Raw genomic sequence first — 16,588 nt, forward strand, 5'->3', positions numbered from 1 at the left:
TATTCATTTGTGTGCATCTAGATAAAAATTAAGGCCGACGGGCAGAATTACTGCCTGTCGGCCTTTGTTGTTATATGTAGTGCAGAGTACTTTATTTGATGTGCATGCTGCAAAAGCTGGTTAGCGCTTGTTTATTGCGAAAGGAGATGTTTTTCCCTGACCGGACTGCTTTTCGTGCTTAGGCTTGTTGTTGCGTCTGGACTGTTTGCTAGCGCCGTGTTTGCCTGAATCGCGTCTGGATTCCGCTTTCTGGTTCGATTTTTTTGCACTATATGCACCACGGTTTCCTCGTGGAGTTTTGTTGTTTTTACGCCCGACTGTTGGCATCAGGATGTGATGCTGGCGAAGACGTTCCGCATCGGTACGAGCAACATAAATCTCGTTTCCTTTCTCATCAATACCGGCATAGTAGGATGCTGTCGCTACTGTGCCTGGTGTCGGGATAAAGCACTGTACCTGCTGCGGTTGCCAGCCTCTGGCACGTAGCCAGTTGCCGAGTTCGTGCATGTGGTTGTCGGTACAACCGGGGAATGCACTCATGAGATATGGAATAACGTATTGTTCTTTCCCTGCTTGCTCGGAGTATTTTTTGAACGCATTGAGGAAGCTTTCAAAAGAGGCGAGTCCCGGTTTACGCATACTGTTTAGAACACCATCGCAAATATGCTCCGGTGCAACCTTAAGCTGGCCGCCGGTGAATTCCATGGTATATGCGCGAAGGGCTGTTTCCTCTTTCTGCGCTAGATCATAGCGGACTCCACTCGCAACGCGGACGTTTTTAATGCCCTTAATTTTTTGGATGTCACGCAGCAGAGCAATGCCTTCAGCCTGATTTACTGTAAATTGCGGGCAAACTTTCGGGTGCATGCAGCTTTGACGCTTACATTTCTCTGGGCAGGCTTTACAGTATGCCTGCCACATGTTTGCCGACGGGCCACCAACATCGCTGATAGAGCCTCTAAAGCGTTTGTTGCGGGTAAGAACTTCTACTTCCTGCATAATAGACTCTTTACTGCGTGAGGCAATTCTTCTGCCTTGATGCAATGCCAGAGAACAGAAAGAGCAACCACCGCCACAGCCGCGGTGAGTTGTGATGCTGGTTGTCATCATTTCTACGCAAGGAATTTTCTCTGTGTAGGAAGGATGTTGTGTTTTTGCGTATGGTAAGCCGTATAGCTCATCCATTTCTTCTTCAGACAAAGGAAAAGCTGGCGGTGCAAGAATCACAGCGCGTTTGCCGACAGGTTGAATTGCCCAGCCGTCAGCTTCCTGAACATGCCGTTCAAGAGCAAGTGTTGCTGTCATTAATTTTTTGGCGTCAGCTTCAATTTCTTCATGTGATGGAAGCGCAGTAACTTTTGCCTGTGTCGGGATATCCTCGGCAACACCCATGTAGGCTATTCCACGGACATCCTGTGCAATATAGGAAAATGGTGTTCCAGAAGTTTCGCCGTATTGGTCGAGAACATGGGCTATATGCAACATGGCATATTCACCCATGCCATAAACAACGCAGTCTGCTTTACTGTCGAGTAAGATGGAGCGGCGCAGTTTGTCTGTCCAGAAGTCGTAGTGCGTGATGCGGCGCAATGATGCTTCAATACCACCGATGACAACAGGGATGTTCGGGAACGCACTGCGGACGAGGTTGGAATAGACAATCGTGGCGCGGTTAGGGCGCGCGCCTGCTTTGCCGCCAGGAGTGTATGCGTCGTCATGACGTTTTTTTCTGAAGGCAGTGTAGTGCGCCAGCATGGAATCAATAGCACCTGCGCTTACGGAAGCGAATAGACGCGGACGCCCCATTGCAAGAATGTCATCTGGCTTGTCCCAGCGTGGTTGAGCAACAATACCTACACGATACCCGTGGGCAACAAGCCAGCGCCCCAACAGAGCGGTTGCAAAGCTTGGGTGATCAACGTAGGAGTCGCCAGTAACGAAGAGTATATCAAGCTCGTCCCAACCTAATTCATCCATTTCCTTTTTGGACATAGGAAGAAAGGCAGGCTGTTCAAGCGGGGTACGTCCGAGAATCAGACGTTCAGATTTTTGATTCCATGTATTTGTCATGGGCGGAATATAAGGATTGCATGGTGGTCTGGCAATAGACAATGCCTGTGCAGACTAATTAATCCTTTGTCCAAAATTATGAAGCTGAAGTGCTAGAGTTCGAAAAGCAGGCTTACCAACGAGGCAAGACCGAATACGATGATGATGGTTCCGGAAATTTTGCTGATGAGTCTGCTGTGCTGTTTTACGTAGTTACGCATCGCACTGGCAAAGAAGGATAGACCGCACCACCAGACAGCGGAGCCTAGAAATACACCGAAGACCAGTGATGCTGCACCAGGGGCACCTGCATCGCCATCAATTCCAAAGGTTGCAAAAATAACCGTAAAGGCGATGATTGTCCCTGGGTTCATGGCGGTAAGAACAAAGGTGCTCAGCCATGCGGTAAGAAGGCTCGGTTTATTTTGTTCTACCTGCACACTTTCAGCATCGGATACAAATGCAGGACGTTGACGCATCATATGGATGCCGATGGCGATAAAGAGAAGTCCGCCGACGAGCTTAATGACTGTGCTCGAATCTGTAATGAGGTTAGTAATGGCAACAAGCCCGAATGCCGCTACCGCGCCATAGAAAAGGTCAGCAGAAGCAGCTCCGAGGCCAGAGATGAAGCCTACCGGTTTGCCGTATTTGAGTGTTCTGTGAATGCACAGTACACCAACAGGCCCGACAGGGGCAGCAATGGTGAGTCCAATTAAAAGACCCTTGAGGAAGAAGTATAAGATAGCAAGGCTCATTGTTGGAGATAGTCCTATAAAACTATAATTCGGGAACAAAACAGAGAAATATTCGACATTGTACCGCAAAACAAAAAATATGGAAGCTGCGTATTGGGTTAGCAGCGAATGGAAGACATAAAAAAAGTCGACTCAAAGGTCGACTTTTTTTTATGTAATATCTGATGAATGGCTATTTGGTTGGTGGAGCAATGAGCTCTGGAGCGCCAGATCCCATTTTTCCTTGTTTGCCACCCATCATGCCTCCCATCATACCGCCACCTTTTTTACCGCCAGCATCGTGGCCGGACATAAAGGCATGCCATTCATCGTGAGAAATGCCGCCAGAGCTATCTTTGTCGATAGTTTGGAATGCGAGTTCTTTCATGGAAGGATAGGTCTTGGAAAATTCTTCCCAGCTAACGCTTTCGTCACCGTTAGTGTCCATTTTTCCGAACTTAGAGTCGGCAGATGCAGCGGTTGCAAAAATACAGACGAGAGCAAGGGCGAATAGAATTTTTTTCATAATATCTCCTTGTGCAGCAGGCTGCTGGCAGCACTGTGCAGGTTTATGCACGGGCACAGGGTGTAGTACGAAAGCGTAGGTAGTACACCTGTGTTATGGTTTAACTGTCTGCAGAAAAAAATAAAAATTGAATTCCTGCAAATTAAACGTGCGTAGAATACTCAGTAATGAGGTCTGCGTCTACTGTGTATAAAAACTATACAGATGCAATGTTAGCCGGTCTTTTTTTAGTAAAAATTGATGCTGCAAGGAACAGTTATTTGTGGAGGGAGAATAAAAAAAAGCCTCTTTCTTTCGAAAGAGGCTTTTGAAATCTGGCTCCTCGAGTAGGACTTGAACCTACAACCTAGTGATTAACAGTCACCCGCTCTGCCTATTGAGCCATCGAGGAATATGTTGCTTGAGGTGTTTCCCTCAGTGCGGAAAAGTGTTTACGGATTTGCTTCGTGCTCGTCAATAAAAAAATAAGAAAAAATGAAAAAAACTTTTTATCATCAAGAGCTGCTTATGAGGTTAAATGTCTATGAGGAGTGTGATTTGACATGTATGTGTATTGATTCAAGGTGGATGCTGATAAAGAGTAAGGGGTGTGATGGAGGAGCATGTAGCTATGGTTCAAGTTGTAAGGACGGGGGATGGCTAAGAGGCTGGGGTGGTGTTAGATAGAGTGTATTGCCTCGGTCAAAAAAATAGCTGGTAGGAGGGGGGATTTTGCTGAATCGGTTGAGTGCGTGGCGTGCCTTATTTTTTCTGTACTAGTGTCGTTGCTGTTTTTATCTAATTCTCAAACAAGGAGGGAGTTAAAACTTTACTTAGTGGGAAGCGTAATATGTTGTTTTTAATGAGGGAGAAAGTAGAGGAGGATGAACTTGTTTGAGGTGTTTTCAAAATCATTCAACTGTTATGTGGGGGAAGTGGCGATAAGATGTGGCTTGAATAGACTGCTAAGGTGTAAGCAAAAAAAAGCCTCTTTCTTTCGAAAGAGGCTTTTGAGTTCTGGCTCCTCGAGTAGGACTTGAACCTACAACCTAGTGATTAACAGTCACCCGCTCTGCCTATTGAGCCATCGAGGAATATGTTGCTTGAGGTGTTTCCCTCAGTGCGGAAAAGTGTTTACGGATTTGCTTCGTGCTCGTCAATAAAAAAATAAGAAAAAATGAAAAAAACTTTTTATCATCAAGAGCTGCTTATGAGGTTAAATGTCTATGAGGAGTGTGATTTGACATGTATGTGTATTGATTCAAGGTGGATGCTGATAAAGAGTAAGGGGTGTGATGGAGGAGCATGTAGCTATGGTTCAAGTTGTAAGGACGGGGGATGGCTAAGAGGCTGGGGTGGTGTTAGATAGAGTGTATTGCCTCGGTCAAAAAAATAGCTGGTAGGAGGGGGGATTTTGCTGAATCGGTTGAGTGCGTGGCGTGCCTTATTTTTTCTGTACTAGTGTCGTTGCTGTTTTTATCTAATTCTCAAACAAGGAGGGAGTTAAAACTTTACTTAGTGGGAAGCGTAATATGTTGTTTTTAATGAGGGAGAAAGTAGAGGAGGATGAACTTGTTTGAGGTGTTTTCAAAATCATTCAACTGTTATGTGGGGGAAGTGGCGATAAGATGTGGCTTGAATAGACTGCTAAGGTGTAAGCAAAAAAAAGCCTCTTTCTTTCGAAAGAGGCTTTTGAAATCTGGCTCCTCGAGTAGGACTTGAACCTACAACCTAGTGATTAACAGTCACCCGCTCTGCCTATTGAGCCATCGAGGAATATGTGTGCTTCGGTTTCCCTTAGCGCGAAAAAGTGTTTAGAGAAAACCTGTGGGACCGTCAAGCCTTTTTTATATTTCTTTAAAAAAAATTTTTTAATGATATTTTTCTGCTCAGAGATGAGAGGGTTCCTTGACGATTGCTGGTAATTGGCATAACCCTTCCCAATTCAGCAGTGATCGAATTCATTATACGGAGTGATCCCGTGAGCGAACAGGAACAGTCAAAACGTAAAAAAATAAAACTTCCCACCAAATCCAGTCATGTAGAGTACTTCATGCCTATGCTGGAAAGCTTCGTTGAGCGCGATGAGCTTAACGAGGTGGTGAAGAATAGAGTGGCAAAGTCCTGCGACTTAATGGACGCAGGCGTTTCCTTGTACCCAAATGGGTTTAGAAAGGAAGACAATTTTTCTCAAATTCGTGCAGAATATGAAGGGTTGAGTGCCGAAGAGTTAGAATCCCTTGATAAGGAATTCTTCTGCGCAGGCCGTATTGTCGGTCTTCGTTCTTTCGGTAAGGTTACCTTCTTCCACGTTCTTGATAACAGCGGCAAGATGCAGTGTTACGCTGCCCGCGATTCTCTTGGTACTGAATCATACCAGAAGTTTAAGAAATTTGACATCGGCGATATCGTTGGTGTTGTGGGTACATTGTTCCGCACAAAAACAGGTGAACTGACTTTGGATTGTAAGAGCGTTCAGCTTATTACTAAATCCATCCGTCCGCTCCCAGAAAAGTACCACGGTCTTAAAGACGTTGAGATTCGATACCGTCAGCGCTACGTTGACCTTATCGTAACGCCTAAGACTCGCGAAATTTTCCGCAAGCGTACTGCAATTGTACGTGAGTTCCGTAGATTTATGGAAGATAAGGGCTTTATGGAAGTTGAAACTCCTATGATGCACCCAATTCCTGGTGGCGCGACTGCTCGTCCATTTGTCACCTACCACAATGCGCAGGAACATGACATGTACATGCGTATTGCGCCGGAACTTTACTTGAAACGTCTGCTCGTTGGTGGTTTCGAAAAAGTTTTTGAAATTAACCGTAACTTCCGTAACGAAGGTGTTTCTACTCAGCATAACCCTGAATTTACCATGTGTGAGTTCTACTGGGCGTACGCAACTTTTGAAGATCTTATGGATCTGACAGAAGAGCTTTTCGGACATATTGCTAAGAAAGTGTGCGGTACTACCGTTGTCACATACCAGGGACAGGAAATTGACCTGACTCCTGGCACTTGGCGTCGCATCGGCTTCCTCGAGTCTCTCGAAGTTATTGGTGGTCATACCAAAGAACTGTACGAAGATTACGACAAGCTTGCTGCTCACCTGAAGAGCCGTGGGGAAAAAGTTATTGAAGGCGAAAAGCTTGCTAAGCTTCAGGCTAAACTGTTTGACCTCGATGTTGAGCCAGAACTGATTCAGCCAACCTTTATTTACAATTACCCGACAGAAATCTCTCCGCTTTCTCGTAAAAACGAAGATGATCCTCGTTTTACTGACCGTTATGAACTGTTCATGACCGGCCGTGAGCTTGGTAACGCATTCTCTGAACTTAACGATCCTGTTGATCAGCGTCTGCGCTTCCTTGATCAGGTTGCAGAAAAAGAAGCGGGTGATGATGAAGCACACTACATGGACGAAGATTACCTTCGTGCTCTTGAATACGGCATGCCTCCGGCTGCTGGTCAGGGTATCGGTATTGACCGTCTCGTAATGCTTCTTACTGATTCCCCATCAATTCGTGAGGTAATTCTCTTCCCACTCCTTAAACCGGAGAGTTAGCCATAGCTTATGAAATTTGAGTCCTTCATTGCGTTGCGATACCTTTTTGCGCGCCGGAAACAGTCGTTTATATCTGTTATTTCGATTATTTCTGTTCTCGGAGTTGCTCTCGGTGTTGCTTCGCTCATCGTAGTTCTGGGTGTGATGAATGGTTTCACAAAGGACTTGAGGGATAAAATTCTGGGCGTGAATGCTCACGTAATTACCATGAGTGCAGCTGGTAATATGACCGGCTATACTGAGTTGATGAATGAAATTGAGGGTGTCTCCGGTGTAACCGGGGTCACCCCTTTTATTTACTCAGAACTTATGGCTTCCTCATCTCAGGGTGTGAAAGGTATTATTCTGCGTGGTGTGCAGCCGGAGTCTGCTGATAAGGTGCTCACCATTCGCAAGTACATGCAAGACGGCGGCTTCCCCGAGCTTAACCGGAAAGGACTTCCGGGTATCATCATCGGTAAGGAGCTTGCCAAGCGCCTTGGCGTAGGTGTCGGGCGGCGCATCAATCTTCTTTCACCATCCGGTAAAAAAACATCACAGGGCTTTGTACCGCGAGTGCGCAACTTCAGGGTTGTGGGCATCTATAAAACAGGCATGTGGGAGTATGATTCTTCCCTTGCTTTTGTAACACTCGACTCAGCACGAGAGTTGCTCGGGTGGAGTAATAATGCCGTTACAGGGTTGGAACTTTCAGTCAGCAATGTAAACAACGCGGATGTCGTAGCCAATAAAGTAACAGAAAAACTTGGTGGATATCCTTTCTATGCTCGTAGCTGGATGGATATGAATGCCAATTTGTTTGCCGCATTGAAATTGGAAAAGACTGCAATGGGCGTTATTCTTACGCTGATTGTGCTTGTTGGATCTTTTTCCATTATTACCACTTTGGTCATGCTCGTTATGGAAAAAACTCGCGATATTGCGGTGCTTATGTCCATGGGGGCAACCAAGCAACAGATTCGTAGAATCTTTATGCTGCAAGGAACCATAATCGGTGTTGTGGGGACTTCCCTAGGCTTTGTTCTGGGATTGGTTGTTGGTGAATTGTTAAAACGATATCAATTCGTACAACTTCCAAAGGGTGTGTATTCATTAGATAAGATACCGGTTCTGTATGATTGGACAGATTTGGTGGTTATCGGTGGGGCCGCAATGGTGTTGTGCTTTATTGCAACCCTTTACCCTGCAAAGCAGGCCGCAAAACTGGAACCGGCAGATGCATTGAGGTACGAATAAATGTGTGCTGGACCGTTATATGAACTGAAGGGAGTAGGGAAGGACTACGAAGGTCCTGCTGAGCTGCTTACGGTTATAAATAATTTGGACCTTGTTATTGAGCAGGGTGAGGCTCTTGCCATCACCGGTGCATCGGGGTCAGGTAAAAGTACTCTCTTGCATCTATTGGGAACCCTTGATATTCCTTCGAGGGGTGAGCTGCTTTTCAATGGTCGAAATCTGGCGGAATTGTCCGATGACGCGAAGGCTGCAGTACGAAATCGGGAGATCGGTTTTGTTTTTCAGTTTCATCATCTGTTGCCTGAGTTCTCGACGATTGAAAACGTAGCGATGCAAGCGATTATTGGTGGTGTGGCTAAAAAAGAGGCGTTTGAACGTGCCGACGAGATGTTGCAACTTGTTGGGCTTGGAAGACGTCTTGATCATAAAGTTACAACACTGTCGGGGGGAGAAAGGCAGCGGGCAGCTATAGCCCGTGCTATTCTTATGCGTCCTTCTGTCCTGCTTGCAGATGAACCCACTGGTAATCTTGATGAACGCACTGGCGAGTCAGTTGGGGAACTACTTCTTCGACTAAATGATGAGCTGGGTATGACATTGGTTGTAGTTACGCATAATCCTGAGTTGTCAGATATTATGCGTCGGCGTCTTGAACTGCGAGCTGGAGAACTTTATGTCCAAACAGGCTAGACCATGTGTTGCCATGGTCTTCATGTTGCTTACGCTGTTAATGGCTGTAAGCGCATTTGCTGCGCCACGGAATGGAATTCGGGTACTTGTGTTGCCATTTGCTGTTAACTCTGGAGAAGACCTGAGTTACTTGGAAGATGGGTTACCTGAATTAATCGGGGAGCGTTTGGCTGCAAAAAACTTTTTTATTGTTCCCAATGAAGAAGTGGAAAAACTTTTAGCAGAAAATGCTGTTACCGAATTAAATATTTCAACTGTTCGAGATCTGTCTTTGCTGTCTAACGCAGACTATGCTGTATACGGTAGCTTTACACAGGTCGGAGAGCAGCTTTCTATTGATGCTCGTTTGGTTGAAGCTTATGGACTTCAGCCTGCTAAGCCTATCTATATTAATAAGTCCGGACTTATTAATGTGCTTCCCGCTGTAGATGAACTTGTAGCTCAGGCTACAAACGAAATGCTGCGTAAACAGTCCATTTCAAATATTGTTGTTAAGGGTACTAAGGTTCTGGATCCAGACGTAGTTCTTCTGCGTATGCGAATTCAGAAGGGTGATCCTATCGACAGCAAAAAAATTAACGAAGAAATTAAGCGTATTTATAAGCTTGGTTACTTCAGTGATGTACAGGTTTCTGTTGAGAAAAAGCGTGACGGAAACGAGCTTGTATTCACTGTTGTGGAAAAGCCGAAGATCAATAATATCGTTATCTCCGGTTCCGATGCTGTAGATAGTGACGATATTCTTGCTGCAATCAACTCAAAGCAGGGCGCTGTTCTTAACGAAAAATTCCTGGCTGACGATATTGCGCGTGTTCGTGATTTGTACAGAAAGGAAGGCTACTACCTTGCCGAAGTTGATTACAAAATTGAACGCGGTACTACAGGTGCAACACTTACATTTACTGTAAATGAAGGTGAAAAACTTTACATCAAAGATATTAAGCTTGAAGGTATCGAACAGCTTGATGCAGATGACATTAAGGGTGAGCTTGCGCTGTCTGAGCGTGGTTTGCTCTCATGGTTGACCGGTTCCGGCGTGCTGCGTGAAGACTACCTTGAGCGTGACGTAGCTGCGATTGCAGCGTACTACCTGAACCGTGGCTTCCTTGATGTCCGCGTAGGTAGTGCTCGTGTTGATTATGAAGAAGACGGTATTGTAATTACCTTCCCTGTTTCAGAGGGAGAACGTTACAAACTTGGTACTATCACCTTCTCCGGTGACCTTATCGAACCTGACGAAAAGCTCCTGTCCATTATTGGACTGGACGAGTGGAAGGAAGAGGAAGAGTATCTTAACTATACTGTTCTTCGTGATGATAGTACTAAGATCTCAGATTGGTATGCCAATTATGGGTACGCGTACGCGGATGTTGATTTCGGTATTAAACGTGAAGAAGGCAACATTGCAAACGTCAACTACAAAGTTGATAAAAAGAATAAAGTATATGTTCGCCGTGTAGTTATGGAAGGTAACACCCGTACTCGTGATAACGTAGTGCGCCGCGCTGTTGACTTGACTGACGGAGAACTTTTTAACGGTGAAAAGCTTCGCGACAGTAACCGTAAATTGAACAATCTTGGCTACTTCTCAGAAGCAAGTGTGAACATTGTTCCTACCCAGTCTCCTGAAGAAGTTGATCTTAAGGTTAAAGTTAAAGAGAAGAACACCGGTTCTGTAATGGCTGGTGTAGGTTGGTCATCTTATGATGGCGTTGGTTTTTCCGGTTCCATCAAGGAAGATAACCTGTGGGGTAAAGGTTACAAGCTTGCTTTTACCAGTAGCTTCTCCTCTAAAAAGACTTCCTATGACTTAAGCTTCTTGAACCCTAGTGTGTACGATAGTGATCTGTCTTTCAGTGCCCGTACCTACATTACAAATACTGAATATGATGATTACGACTACAATAAAACTGGTGGTAAAGTCAGCTTTGGTTATCCTGTGGGTAAATGGTCTCGTGTTTATGCCGGTTACCGTTTTGACCAGTACCAGATTACTGACGTTAAAAAGAATGCAAGTAATCTAATTAAAGAGCAGTCTGAAGACGGTACTCGTTATGCAAGTGTTGTTCATGCTTCATTCACCCGTAACACCATAGACAATTTCCAGCGTCCAACTGCTGGGAACGTTGTAACTTTCACTGTTAACTATGGTGGCGGTATCCTTCAGGGTACTGATGACTTTATCAAAGTTATTGGCGAAGCCCGCCAGTTCTATGCCTTGAATAATGATCATGTGCTGATGGCTCGAGCAAAAGCCGGAGCTTTGCTTCCAAACGGTAGCTCTTACGACAAAATTCCTATTGTAGAACGTTTCTGGCTTGGTGGTATCAATAGCGTGCGTGGCTATGACCTAAATGACTTTGCTGTCCGTCAGAATGATGGTGACAAGATTGGTGGTACCCGTATGGCATTCGCTAACTTTGAATACCAGTGGTACTTTGAGAATGATCTTGGTATGACATTAGTTCCTTTCTTCGATGTTGGTATCAACTACGATGAAAAAGATAATGGACTTAAGTCCAATAAAGAGTGGCTTTATAGTACCGGACTTGAATTGCGTTGGCGTTCACCGATGGGTGATTTGCGATTCGCATACGGTATTCCACTTGCAGATGTGAATGGGGAAAAACAGTCTCCTCGCTTCGAGTTTGCAATGGGTCAGGCATTCTAAAAAGCAGTAAAGTAAAAGCGCGGCCTTATGGCCGCGCTTTTTTATGGTAAAACATTTGTCAGGGTTGCACCCTTTGACGGGTTTAAGTATCCTTATAATGATTATCTATTGGCGGCATTGTTCTAAACTCCAACTCATTGCGCGGAATAACTAGGAAAACTATGCTAATTACCAGAAAAAAAGGTATGCGTTGCTTGCCTTTGCTTCTTCTTTTTCTTCTTCTCTCAGTTACGGATTCCTACGCCAACATTAGTCGGGATTATCAAACCGCGTTGAATCAATTTAGATCGCTTGTTAAAAACTCAAAACAAGCACGCTATCGTTCCAACTGGAAACGGTTGGAAGATAAATTTATCGCTATCTATCAAGCTAATCCTGACGGTTCCTATGCCCCTAAGGTGTTGTATTACATGGGACGTGTGAATGAGGAGCTGGCAAGGCGTTCCTACCTCCGTTCTGACTATCAGGCTGCGGTTGATTATTACAACCGATGTTCCAAGCGTTTTACCAGACACTCATGGACGGACGATGCTCTCTACAGGATGGCACGGGTACAGTATTACAACTTGAATCAGTCAGCTGAGGCCAGAAAGACGTTAAATACTATTCTCAGCAAGTACCAGGCGGGGGATAAGTATAAGGAGGCATTGGCTCTCCATCGTAAGATTCTTTCGGAAGTTAGAGGGGGCACTACGGCTTCAAAATCGCCTCAAAAGCATCAGCCAACATCACATACTACCACCACAGTAAGTAAGCCACGTAAGGCTTCTAATAAAGTTGCTCTCAAAGGGATTCGCTTTACAAGCAGTAATGACTATACTCGGGTCGTTATTGATTTAAGTGGAGAAGCAAAGCATCAGTATAAGTTTTTAAATGCTGATCCTGTTCGAAAGTTGCCGTTCAGACTTTATATTGATTTGGATGGGACTGTGCCTTCTCAGGCGGTAAAGGATGAACTGAAAATTTATGACGGCATCTTACAGATGATCCGTGTTGGTAAGCCGGTTCCGGGAACCAGCAGGGTTGTGCTTGATTTTGAATCAGTACAAAAATATACCGTTTTTGCGTTGGAAAATCCGTATAGGGTAGTTGTGGACGTCTCTGCGCCGAAGGATGGGAACATGAGCCATCCGCCTGTTGATTTGTCCAGAAAGCCATCTGTGCAGAAGCCTAAGAAGCCATCCCGTACAGTTCCACCTTCACGTAAGATTCCTGATCTTATTGAACAGCTCGGGTTGACTGTAAAAACAGTTATGATTGATGCTGGTCATGGTGGTAAAGATCCAGGTGCAGCTAAAAACAGAATTCGCGAAAAAGATTATGTTCTTAATGTTGCGAAAATGCTGGGTAAAAAACTTAAGGCAAAAGGGTTCAACGTGTTGTATACACGTTCGTCAGATGTCTTTATCCCTCTGGAAGAACGTACTGCAAAAGCGAACGTGCAAAAGGTTGATTTGTTTGTTTCATTGCATATTAACGCAAGCAGGAAGTCGAGAGTAAATGGCATTGAGACATATTACTTGAACTTAGCACGTTCAAAAAGTGCACGCCGTATCGCAGCGCGTGAGAACGCTATCTCAGAAAAGCGCATCAGTGATTTGCAATTTATTTTGACAGACTTGATGCTCAATTCCAAGATGCAGGAATCTAAGGCTCTCGCAGAACTGGTACAGAAAAGTATGGTAAAAAAAGTACGTGCCAAAGGCTGGAAGTCTAAGAGTAATGGAGTACGAAGTGCACCATTCTACGTTTTGATGGGGGCAAAAATGCCGTCCATTCTGGTAGAACTCGGGTATTGTTCAAACCCGACAGAAGCAAAACGTCTTCGTAATAATTCTTATTTGAATTTGCTGGCAGATGGTATTGCTGACGCATTAAGTACGTACAGAACTAACTTGAAGAACTATGCAGCGATGTAGCTGCCGTTAAATAATGCGGGGGATGGTCGATTTCTCACTGACAGCATATAGGTTTTATGTGTACTACTGATTTTCGTTAACATACTGCTATGTTATAAAATTATATTATTTCATACAATCAGTCACTTGAGAATGTAGTGGAAACCTCGTACTAGGCCTGTAGTTGCAGATTGGGGGGGCAGAAGTCTCAACTCCTTGACTGTGGAATTTGATAACGCTATCCACTCAATCTACTTGATAGTTTCTATCGATGGTTAAACGATTAACTTGTTATTAAGTAACGAAATTTTTTTTAGGAGCATTCGATGCGTAATATTCTTTTAGCGGTAGTGGCTTGTACTTTTCTTTTCGCTTCATCTGCGGTAGCTGCAAAATACGGTGAAGTTGATTTTGGAGTCATCGCTAAAGATTCTGAACCAGCACTGGCAATTGCTAAGGCAATGAAGCAGACTTTTGGTGCTGAAGACAAGAAACTTAAAGAAGATAAAGTTGCTTTTGAGGCAAAAGTAAAAGAGTTCCGTGTTCAGAGCCAGGCTCTTTCAGACGATGCTAAAAAAGCAAAAATCGAAGAACTCCGTAAAGAAGAGATGGGGCTTGCTCAGCGTCAGCAGCAGTTCGTACAGCGTGCTCGTGCTGCAGAACAGGCTGCTCTCCGTGACATGTCTGCCCTCATGCTTGAAGCTACCCGCGAATTTGGTAAGAAAAACGGTTACGAAATGATTATCGCTAAAGCACAGGGTGCTGTTTTGTACATTAAGAACCCTGTTGACGTAACAAAGCAGGTAATGGTTGTAGTTAACCGTTTGTACCGTGCTAAGCTTGAAAAAATTAAAGCTTCACAGAAAAAAGATAAAAAATAAGGAATACGGTTAAGCATGCTGCTTTCTACAATCGCACAACATCTTGGTCTTGAGTTTGCTGGTGAAGATCTTGAAATAACAGGTGTAAACACCCTTGAAGCTGCTCTGGAAACAGAACTTAGTTTTCTGGCTAATCCTAAGTATGCTTCAAAACTTGCAGAAACTAAAGCTGGTGCAGTTGTTTGTACTGCCGATCAGGCAGAGAATGTTCAGCGCGCGCTTATTAGTGAAAACCCGTATTTTGACTTTGCTCGTTGCGTTGCAATCTTTGCCAAGCCGCAAGGTGAAATGAAGGGCATTTCAGAACTGGCCTTTATTGATCCTACTGCTACAATTGCTGATGATGTAACCGTGTACCCACATGCTTTTATCGGTCCACGTGCTACAATCGGTTCCGGTACTGTTATTTTCCCGGGATGTTATATCGGAGAAGATTCCACTATCGGGGCTGACTGCATTTTGTATCCAAATGCTGTGCTTATGGCAGAAACAACTGTGGGCGATGACTGCATTATTCATGCAGGTGTCGTGCTTGGTGGTGATGGATTTGGATTTGCTCCTACTGAACATGGAGTACAGAAAATTCCACAGATCGGTACCGTAACTATCGGTAACGATGTCGAAATTGGTGCAAACACTACCATTGACCGCGCTGTACTTGGTTCCACAAGTGTGGGTGACGCAACAAAAATTGATAATCTTGTTATGCTCGGGCATAATGTAGAAATGGGCAGTAACTGCCTGATTGTGTCACAGGTAGGTATTTCCGGTTCCACAAAAATTGGTAACGGTGTTGTAATGGCAGGGCAGGCAGGCATTGCAGGCCACCTGAACATTGGCGACGGCGCAACTGTCGGACCAAAAACCGGAGTAGGAAAAGATATACCGGCTGGAGTAACAATGGCTGGTATGCCGGCGATGGAAAAGGGGATATTCATGCGTCATACAACTCTTTCTCCTAAAATTCCTGACCTGTTTAAACGAGTAAAACAGCTCGAAAAAGAAATCGAAGCGTTGAAAAAATAGAGGTACACAACGATGACTGCCACCGAACAAAACATTCTGGATATTCGTCAGATTCTTGATCTGCTTCCACATAGATACCCATTTTTACTTGTAGACCGTGTTGTAGACTACACTCCGCTCGAGTCTATTGAAGCGTACAAAAACGTTACAATGAACGAGCCGTTCTTTCAGGGACACTTCCCTGGTATTCCTGTAATGCCAGGTGTGCTTATTATGGAAGCTCTTGCTCAGGCAGGCGGACTTCTCGTGTTGAAAAGCACAGATATGCCGCTCGAAGACAAGTTATTCCTCTTTACAGGTATGGAAAAAGTTCGTTTCCGTAAGCCTGTGTACCCTGGTGATAAGCTTGAGCTTAAGTGTCGTCTTATTCGTCACAAGTTGAAATTGTGGAAAATGGAAGGCAAAGCATATGTTGATGGTGTGCTTGCTGCAGAAGCAGAAATGACAGCCGCTATCATGAATAAGGAGGATATGTAGCGTGGCTACTGAAATTCATCCTTCTGCCTTTGTTTCGCCAAAAGCGGAACTGGGAGAAGGGGTTGTCGTTGGACCTTGTGCCGTTATTGAAGATGATGTCATCATCGGTGACGGAACAAAGATCGACGCTTTTGCATCTGTTAAGCAGCATACCCATATGGGTAAGAACAACCACGTCCATTCCTATGCGGCGGTTGGTGGTGTTCCGCAGGATCTCAAGTTCCACGGTGAAGTGAGCTGGTTAAAAATCGGCGATAACAACAGCATCCGTGAATTTGCGACTCTGCACCGCGGTACTGAAGATGGCGGTTTTGAAACTGTTATTGGCAGCAATAACCTCATGATGGCGTACACACACGTTGCGCATGATTGCTTCCTCGGTGACAGCATTATCATGTCAAACAATGCAACCCTTGCTGGCCATGTAGAGGTTGGCGATAATGCGATTATTGCGGGACTGTCTGCTGTGCACCAGTTTGTACGTATCGGTAAGCATGCATTTGTTGGCGGTATGTCAGGTATTGGTCAGGACTTACCTCCATACATGCTTGCTACTGGTAACCGCGCAGGCGTAAATGGTCCTAACTTAGTGGGACTGCGCCGCTTGAAAGCTTCCCGTGAAGTTATTCGTGCTCTTAAAAATGCATTTAAACTTATCTGGCATTCTTCAACACCTCGTAAAGAGGCTCTTGAACAGCTGGAATATGAATTTGGAAACTTCCCAGAGGTTCTCGAGTTTGTTGAGTTTGTGCGCAAGAGTGAGCGTGGTATTTTGCCCGCACATACCGATTAAACTGCACTGGTGAATCGAAATGCAAGGAAGGAAGGTGTAGTGCCTTCCTTCCTTTTTAGT

At 44.7% G+C, this 16,588-nt stretch carries 12 protein-coding genes and 3 tRNA genes; 9 read left to right on the forward strand and 6 right to left on the reverse strand.

Going from position 1 to position 16,588, the window contains the following annotated elements:
- Nucleotides 1-120: 120 nt before the first annotated feature.
- The 6 genes from BUR09_RS14805 to BUR09_RS14830 all read right to left on the reverse strand — a co-directional run bounded on the left by BUR09_RS14805 (nt 121) and on the right by BUR09_RS14830 (nt 5,067).
- Nucleotides 121-2,070, reverse strand: a complete 1,950-nt coding sequence (locus BUR09_RS14805; RefSeq protein ID WP_074217730.1) for a YgiQ family radical SAM protein — start codon at nt 2,068-2,070, stop codon at nt 121-123.
- Nucleotides 2,071-2,162: 92 nt separating this feature from the next.
- Entirely contained in the window at nt 2,163-2,807 is a 645-nt protein-coding gene (locus tag BUR09_RS14810) for a LysE family translocator (RefSeq protein WP_084539514.1), read from the reverse strand.
- A gap of 172 nt (nt 2,808-2,979) precedes the next feature.
- Nucleotides 2,980-3,312, reverse strand: coding sequence for an EF-hand domain-containing protein (locus BUR09_RS14815; RefSeq protein ID WP_074217731.1), 333 nt, complete (start codon nt 3,310-3,312; stop codon nt 2,980-2,982).
- Nucleotides 3,313-3,627: 315 nt separating this feature from the next.
- Nucleotides 3,628-3,703: transfer RNA gene (locus BUR09_RS14820), tRNA-Asn, on the reverse strand.
- 606 nt (nt 3,704-4,309) lie between these two features.
- A tRNA-Asn gene (locus tag BUR09_RS14825) sits at nt 4,310-4,385 on the reverse strand.
- A 606-nt stretch (nt 4,386-4,991) separates the two neighbouring features.
- Nucleotides 4,992-5,067, reverse strand: a tRNA-Asn gene (locus BUR09_RS14830).
- Between the two features lie 283 nt (nt 5,068-5,350).
- Between BUR09_RS14830 and lysS the strand changes: the two genes are divergently transcribed.
- The 9 genes from lysS (at nt 5,351) to lpxA (ending at nt 16,528) form a co-directional block, all read left to right on the forward strand.
- A complete protein-coding gene (gene lysS / locus BUR09_RS14835) occupies nt 5,351-6,856 on the forward strand; it encodes a lysine--tRNA ligase (protein WP_074217792.1) in 1,506 nt (501 codons plus the stop codon).
- 9 nt (nt 6,857-6,865) lie between these two features.
- Entirely contained in the window at nt 6,866-8,092 is a 1,227-nt protein-coding gene (locus BUR09_RS14840; RefSeq protein ID WP_074217732.1) for a lipoprotein-releasing ABC transporter permease subunit, read from the forward strand.
- Complete coding sequence (locus BUR09_RS14845; protein ID WP_074217733.1) at nt 8,093-8,782, forward strand: ABC transporter ATP-binding protein; 690 nt, start codon at nt 8,093-8,095, stop codon at nt 8,780-8,782.
- On the forward strand, nt 8,766-11,453 hold the full coding sequence (gene bamA / locus BUR09_RS14850; RefSeq protein ID WP_074217734.1) for an outer membrane protein assembly factor BamA: 2,688 nt from the start codon (nt 8,766-8,768) through the stop codon (nt 11,451-11,453). Before BUR09_RS14845 ends, bamA begins: the two co-directional genes overlap by 17 nt.
- Nucleotides 11,454-11,614: 161 nt before the next feature.
- The gene (locus BUR09_RS14855) at nt 11,615-13,372 is read left to right on the forward strand and encodes an N-acetylmuramoyl-L-alanine amidase (RefSeq protein ID WP_074217735.1); all 1,758 of its coding nucleotides are present in this window, start codon (nt 11,615-11,617) and stop codon (nt 13,370-13,372) included.
- 305 nt (nt 13,373-13,677) lie between these two features.
- Nucleotides 13,678-14,232: an OmpH family outer membrane protein gene (locus tag BUR09_RS14860; RefSeq protein ID WP_074217736.1), complete on the forward strand. Its 555-nt coding sequence runs from the start codon at nt 13,678-13,680 to the stop codon at nt 14,230-14,232.
- 15 nt (nt 14,233-14,247) lie between these two features.
- Nucleotides 14,248-15,258, forward strand: a complete 1,011-nt coding sequence (lpxD, locus tag BUR09_RS14865) for a UDP-3-O-(3-hydroxymyristoyl)glucosamine N-acyltransferase (protein ID WP_074217737.1) — start codon at nt 14,248-14,250, stop codon at nt 15,256-15,258.
- A 12-nt stretch (nt 15,259-15,270) separates the two neighbouring features.
- Nucleotides 15,271-15,735, forward strand: coding sequence for a 3-hydroxyacyl-ACP dehydratase FabZ (gene fabZ / locus BUR09_RS14870; RefSeq protein ID WP_074217738.1), 465 nt, complete (start codon nt 15,271-15,273; stop codon nt 15,733-15,735).
- A 1-nt stretch (nt 15,736) separates the two neighbouring features.
- Nucleotides 15,737-16,528: an acyl-ACP--UDP-N-acetylglucosamine O-acyltransferase gene (gene lpxA, locus BUR09_RS14875; protein WP_074217739.1), complete on the forward strand. Its 792-nt coding sequence runs from the start codon at nt 15,737-15,739 to the stop codon at nt 16,526-16,528.
- Nucleotides 16,529-16,588: the final 60 nt, after the last annotated feature.

The organism is Halodesulfovibrio marinisediminis DSM 17456, assembly GCF_900129975.1.
Taxonomy (GTDB): domain Bacteria; phylum Desulfobacterota; class Desulfovibrionia; order Desulfovibrionales; family Desulfovibrionaceae; genus Halodesulfovibrio; species Halodesulfovibrio marinisediminis.

What these genes read in the sequence shown, in the direction of transcription:
- BUR09_RS14805 (WP_074217730.1), bottom strand. Translation starts at nt 2,070, where the DNA reads ATGACAAATACATGGAATCAAAAATCTGAACGTCTGATTCTCGGACGT.
- BUR09_RS14810 (WP_084539514.1), bottom strand. Translation starts at nt 2,807, where the DNA reads ATGAGCCTTGCTATCTTATACTTCTTCCTCAAGGGTCTTTTAATTGGA.
- BUR09_RS14815 (WP_074217731.1), bottom strand. Translation starts at nt 3,312, where the DNA reads ATGAAAAAAATTCTATTCGCCCTTGCTCTCGTCTGTATTTTTGCAACC.
- lysS (WP_074217792.1), top strand. Translation starts at nt 5,351, where the DNA reads ATGCTGGAAAGCTTCGTTGAGCGCGATGAGCTTAACGAGGTGGTGAAG.
- BUR09_RS14840 (WP_074217732.1), top strand. Translation starts at nt 6,866, where the DNA reads ATGAAATTTGAGTCCTTCATTGCGTTGCGATACCTTTTTGCGCGCCGG.
- BUR09_RS14845 (WP_074217733.1), top strand. Translation starts at nt 8,093, where the DNA reads ATGTGTGCTGGACCGTTATATGAACTGAAGGGAGTAGGGAAGGACTAC.
- bamA (WP_074217734.1), top strand. Translation starts at nt 8,766, where the DNA reads ATGTCCAAACAGGCTAGACCATGTGTTGCCATGGTCTTCATGTTGCTT.
- BUR09_RS14855 (WP_074217735.1), top strand. Translation starts at nt 11,615, where the DNA reads ATGCTAATTACCAGAAAAAAAGGTATGCGTTGCTTGCCTTTGCTTCTT.
- BUR09_RS14860 (WP_074217736.1), top strand. Translation starts at nt 13,678, where the DNA reads ATGCGTAATATTCTTTTAGCGGTAGTGGCTTGTACTTTTCTTTTCGCT.
- lpxD (WP_074217737.1), top strand. Translation starts at nt 14,248, where the DNA reads ATGCTGCTTTCTACAATCGCACAACATCTTGGTCTTGAGTTTGCTGGT.
- fabZ (WP_074217738.1), top strand. Translation starts at nt 15,271, where the DNA reads ATGACTGCCACCGAACAAAACATTCTGGATATTCGTCAGATTCTTGAT.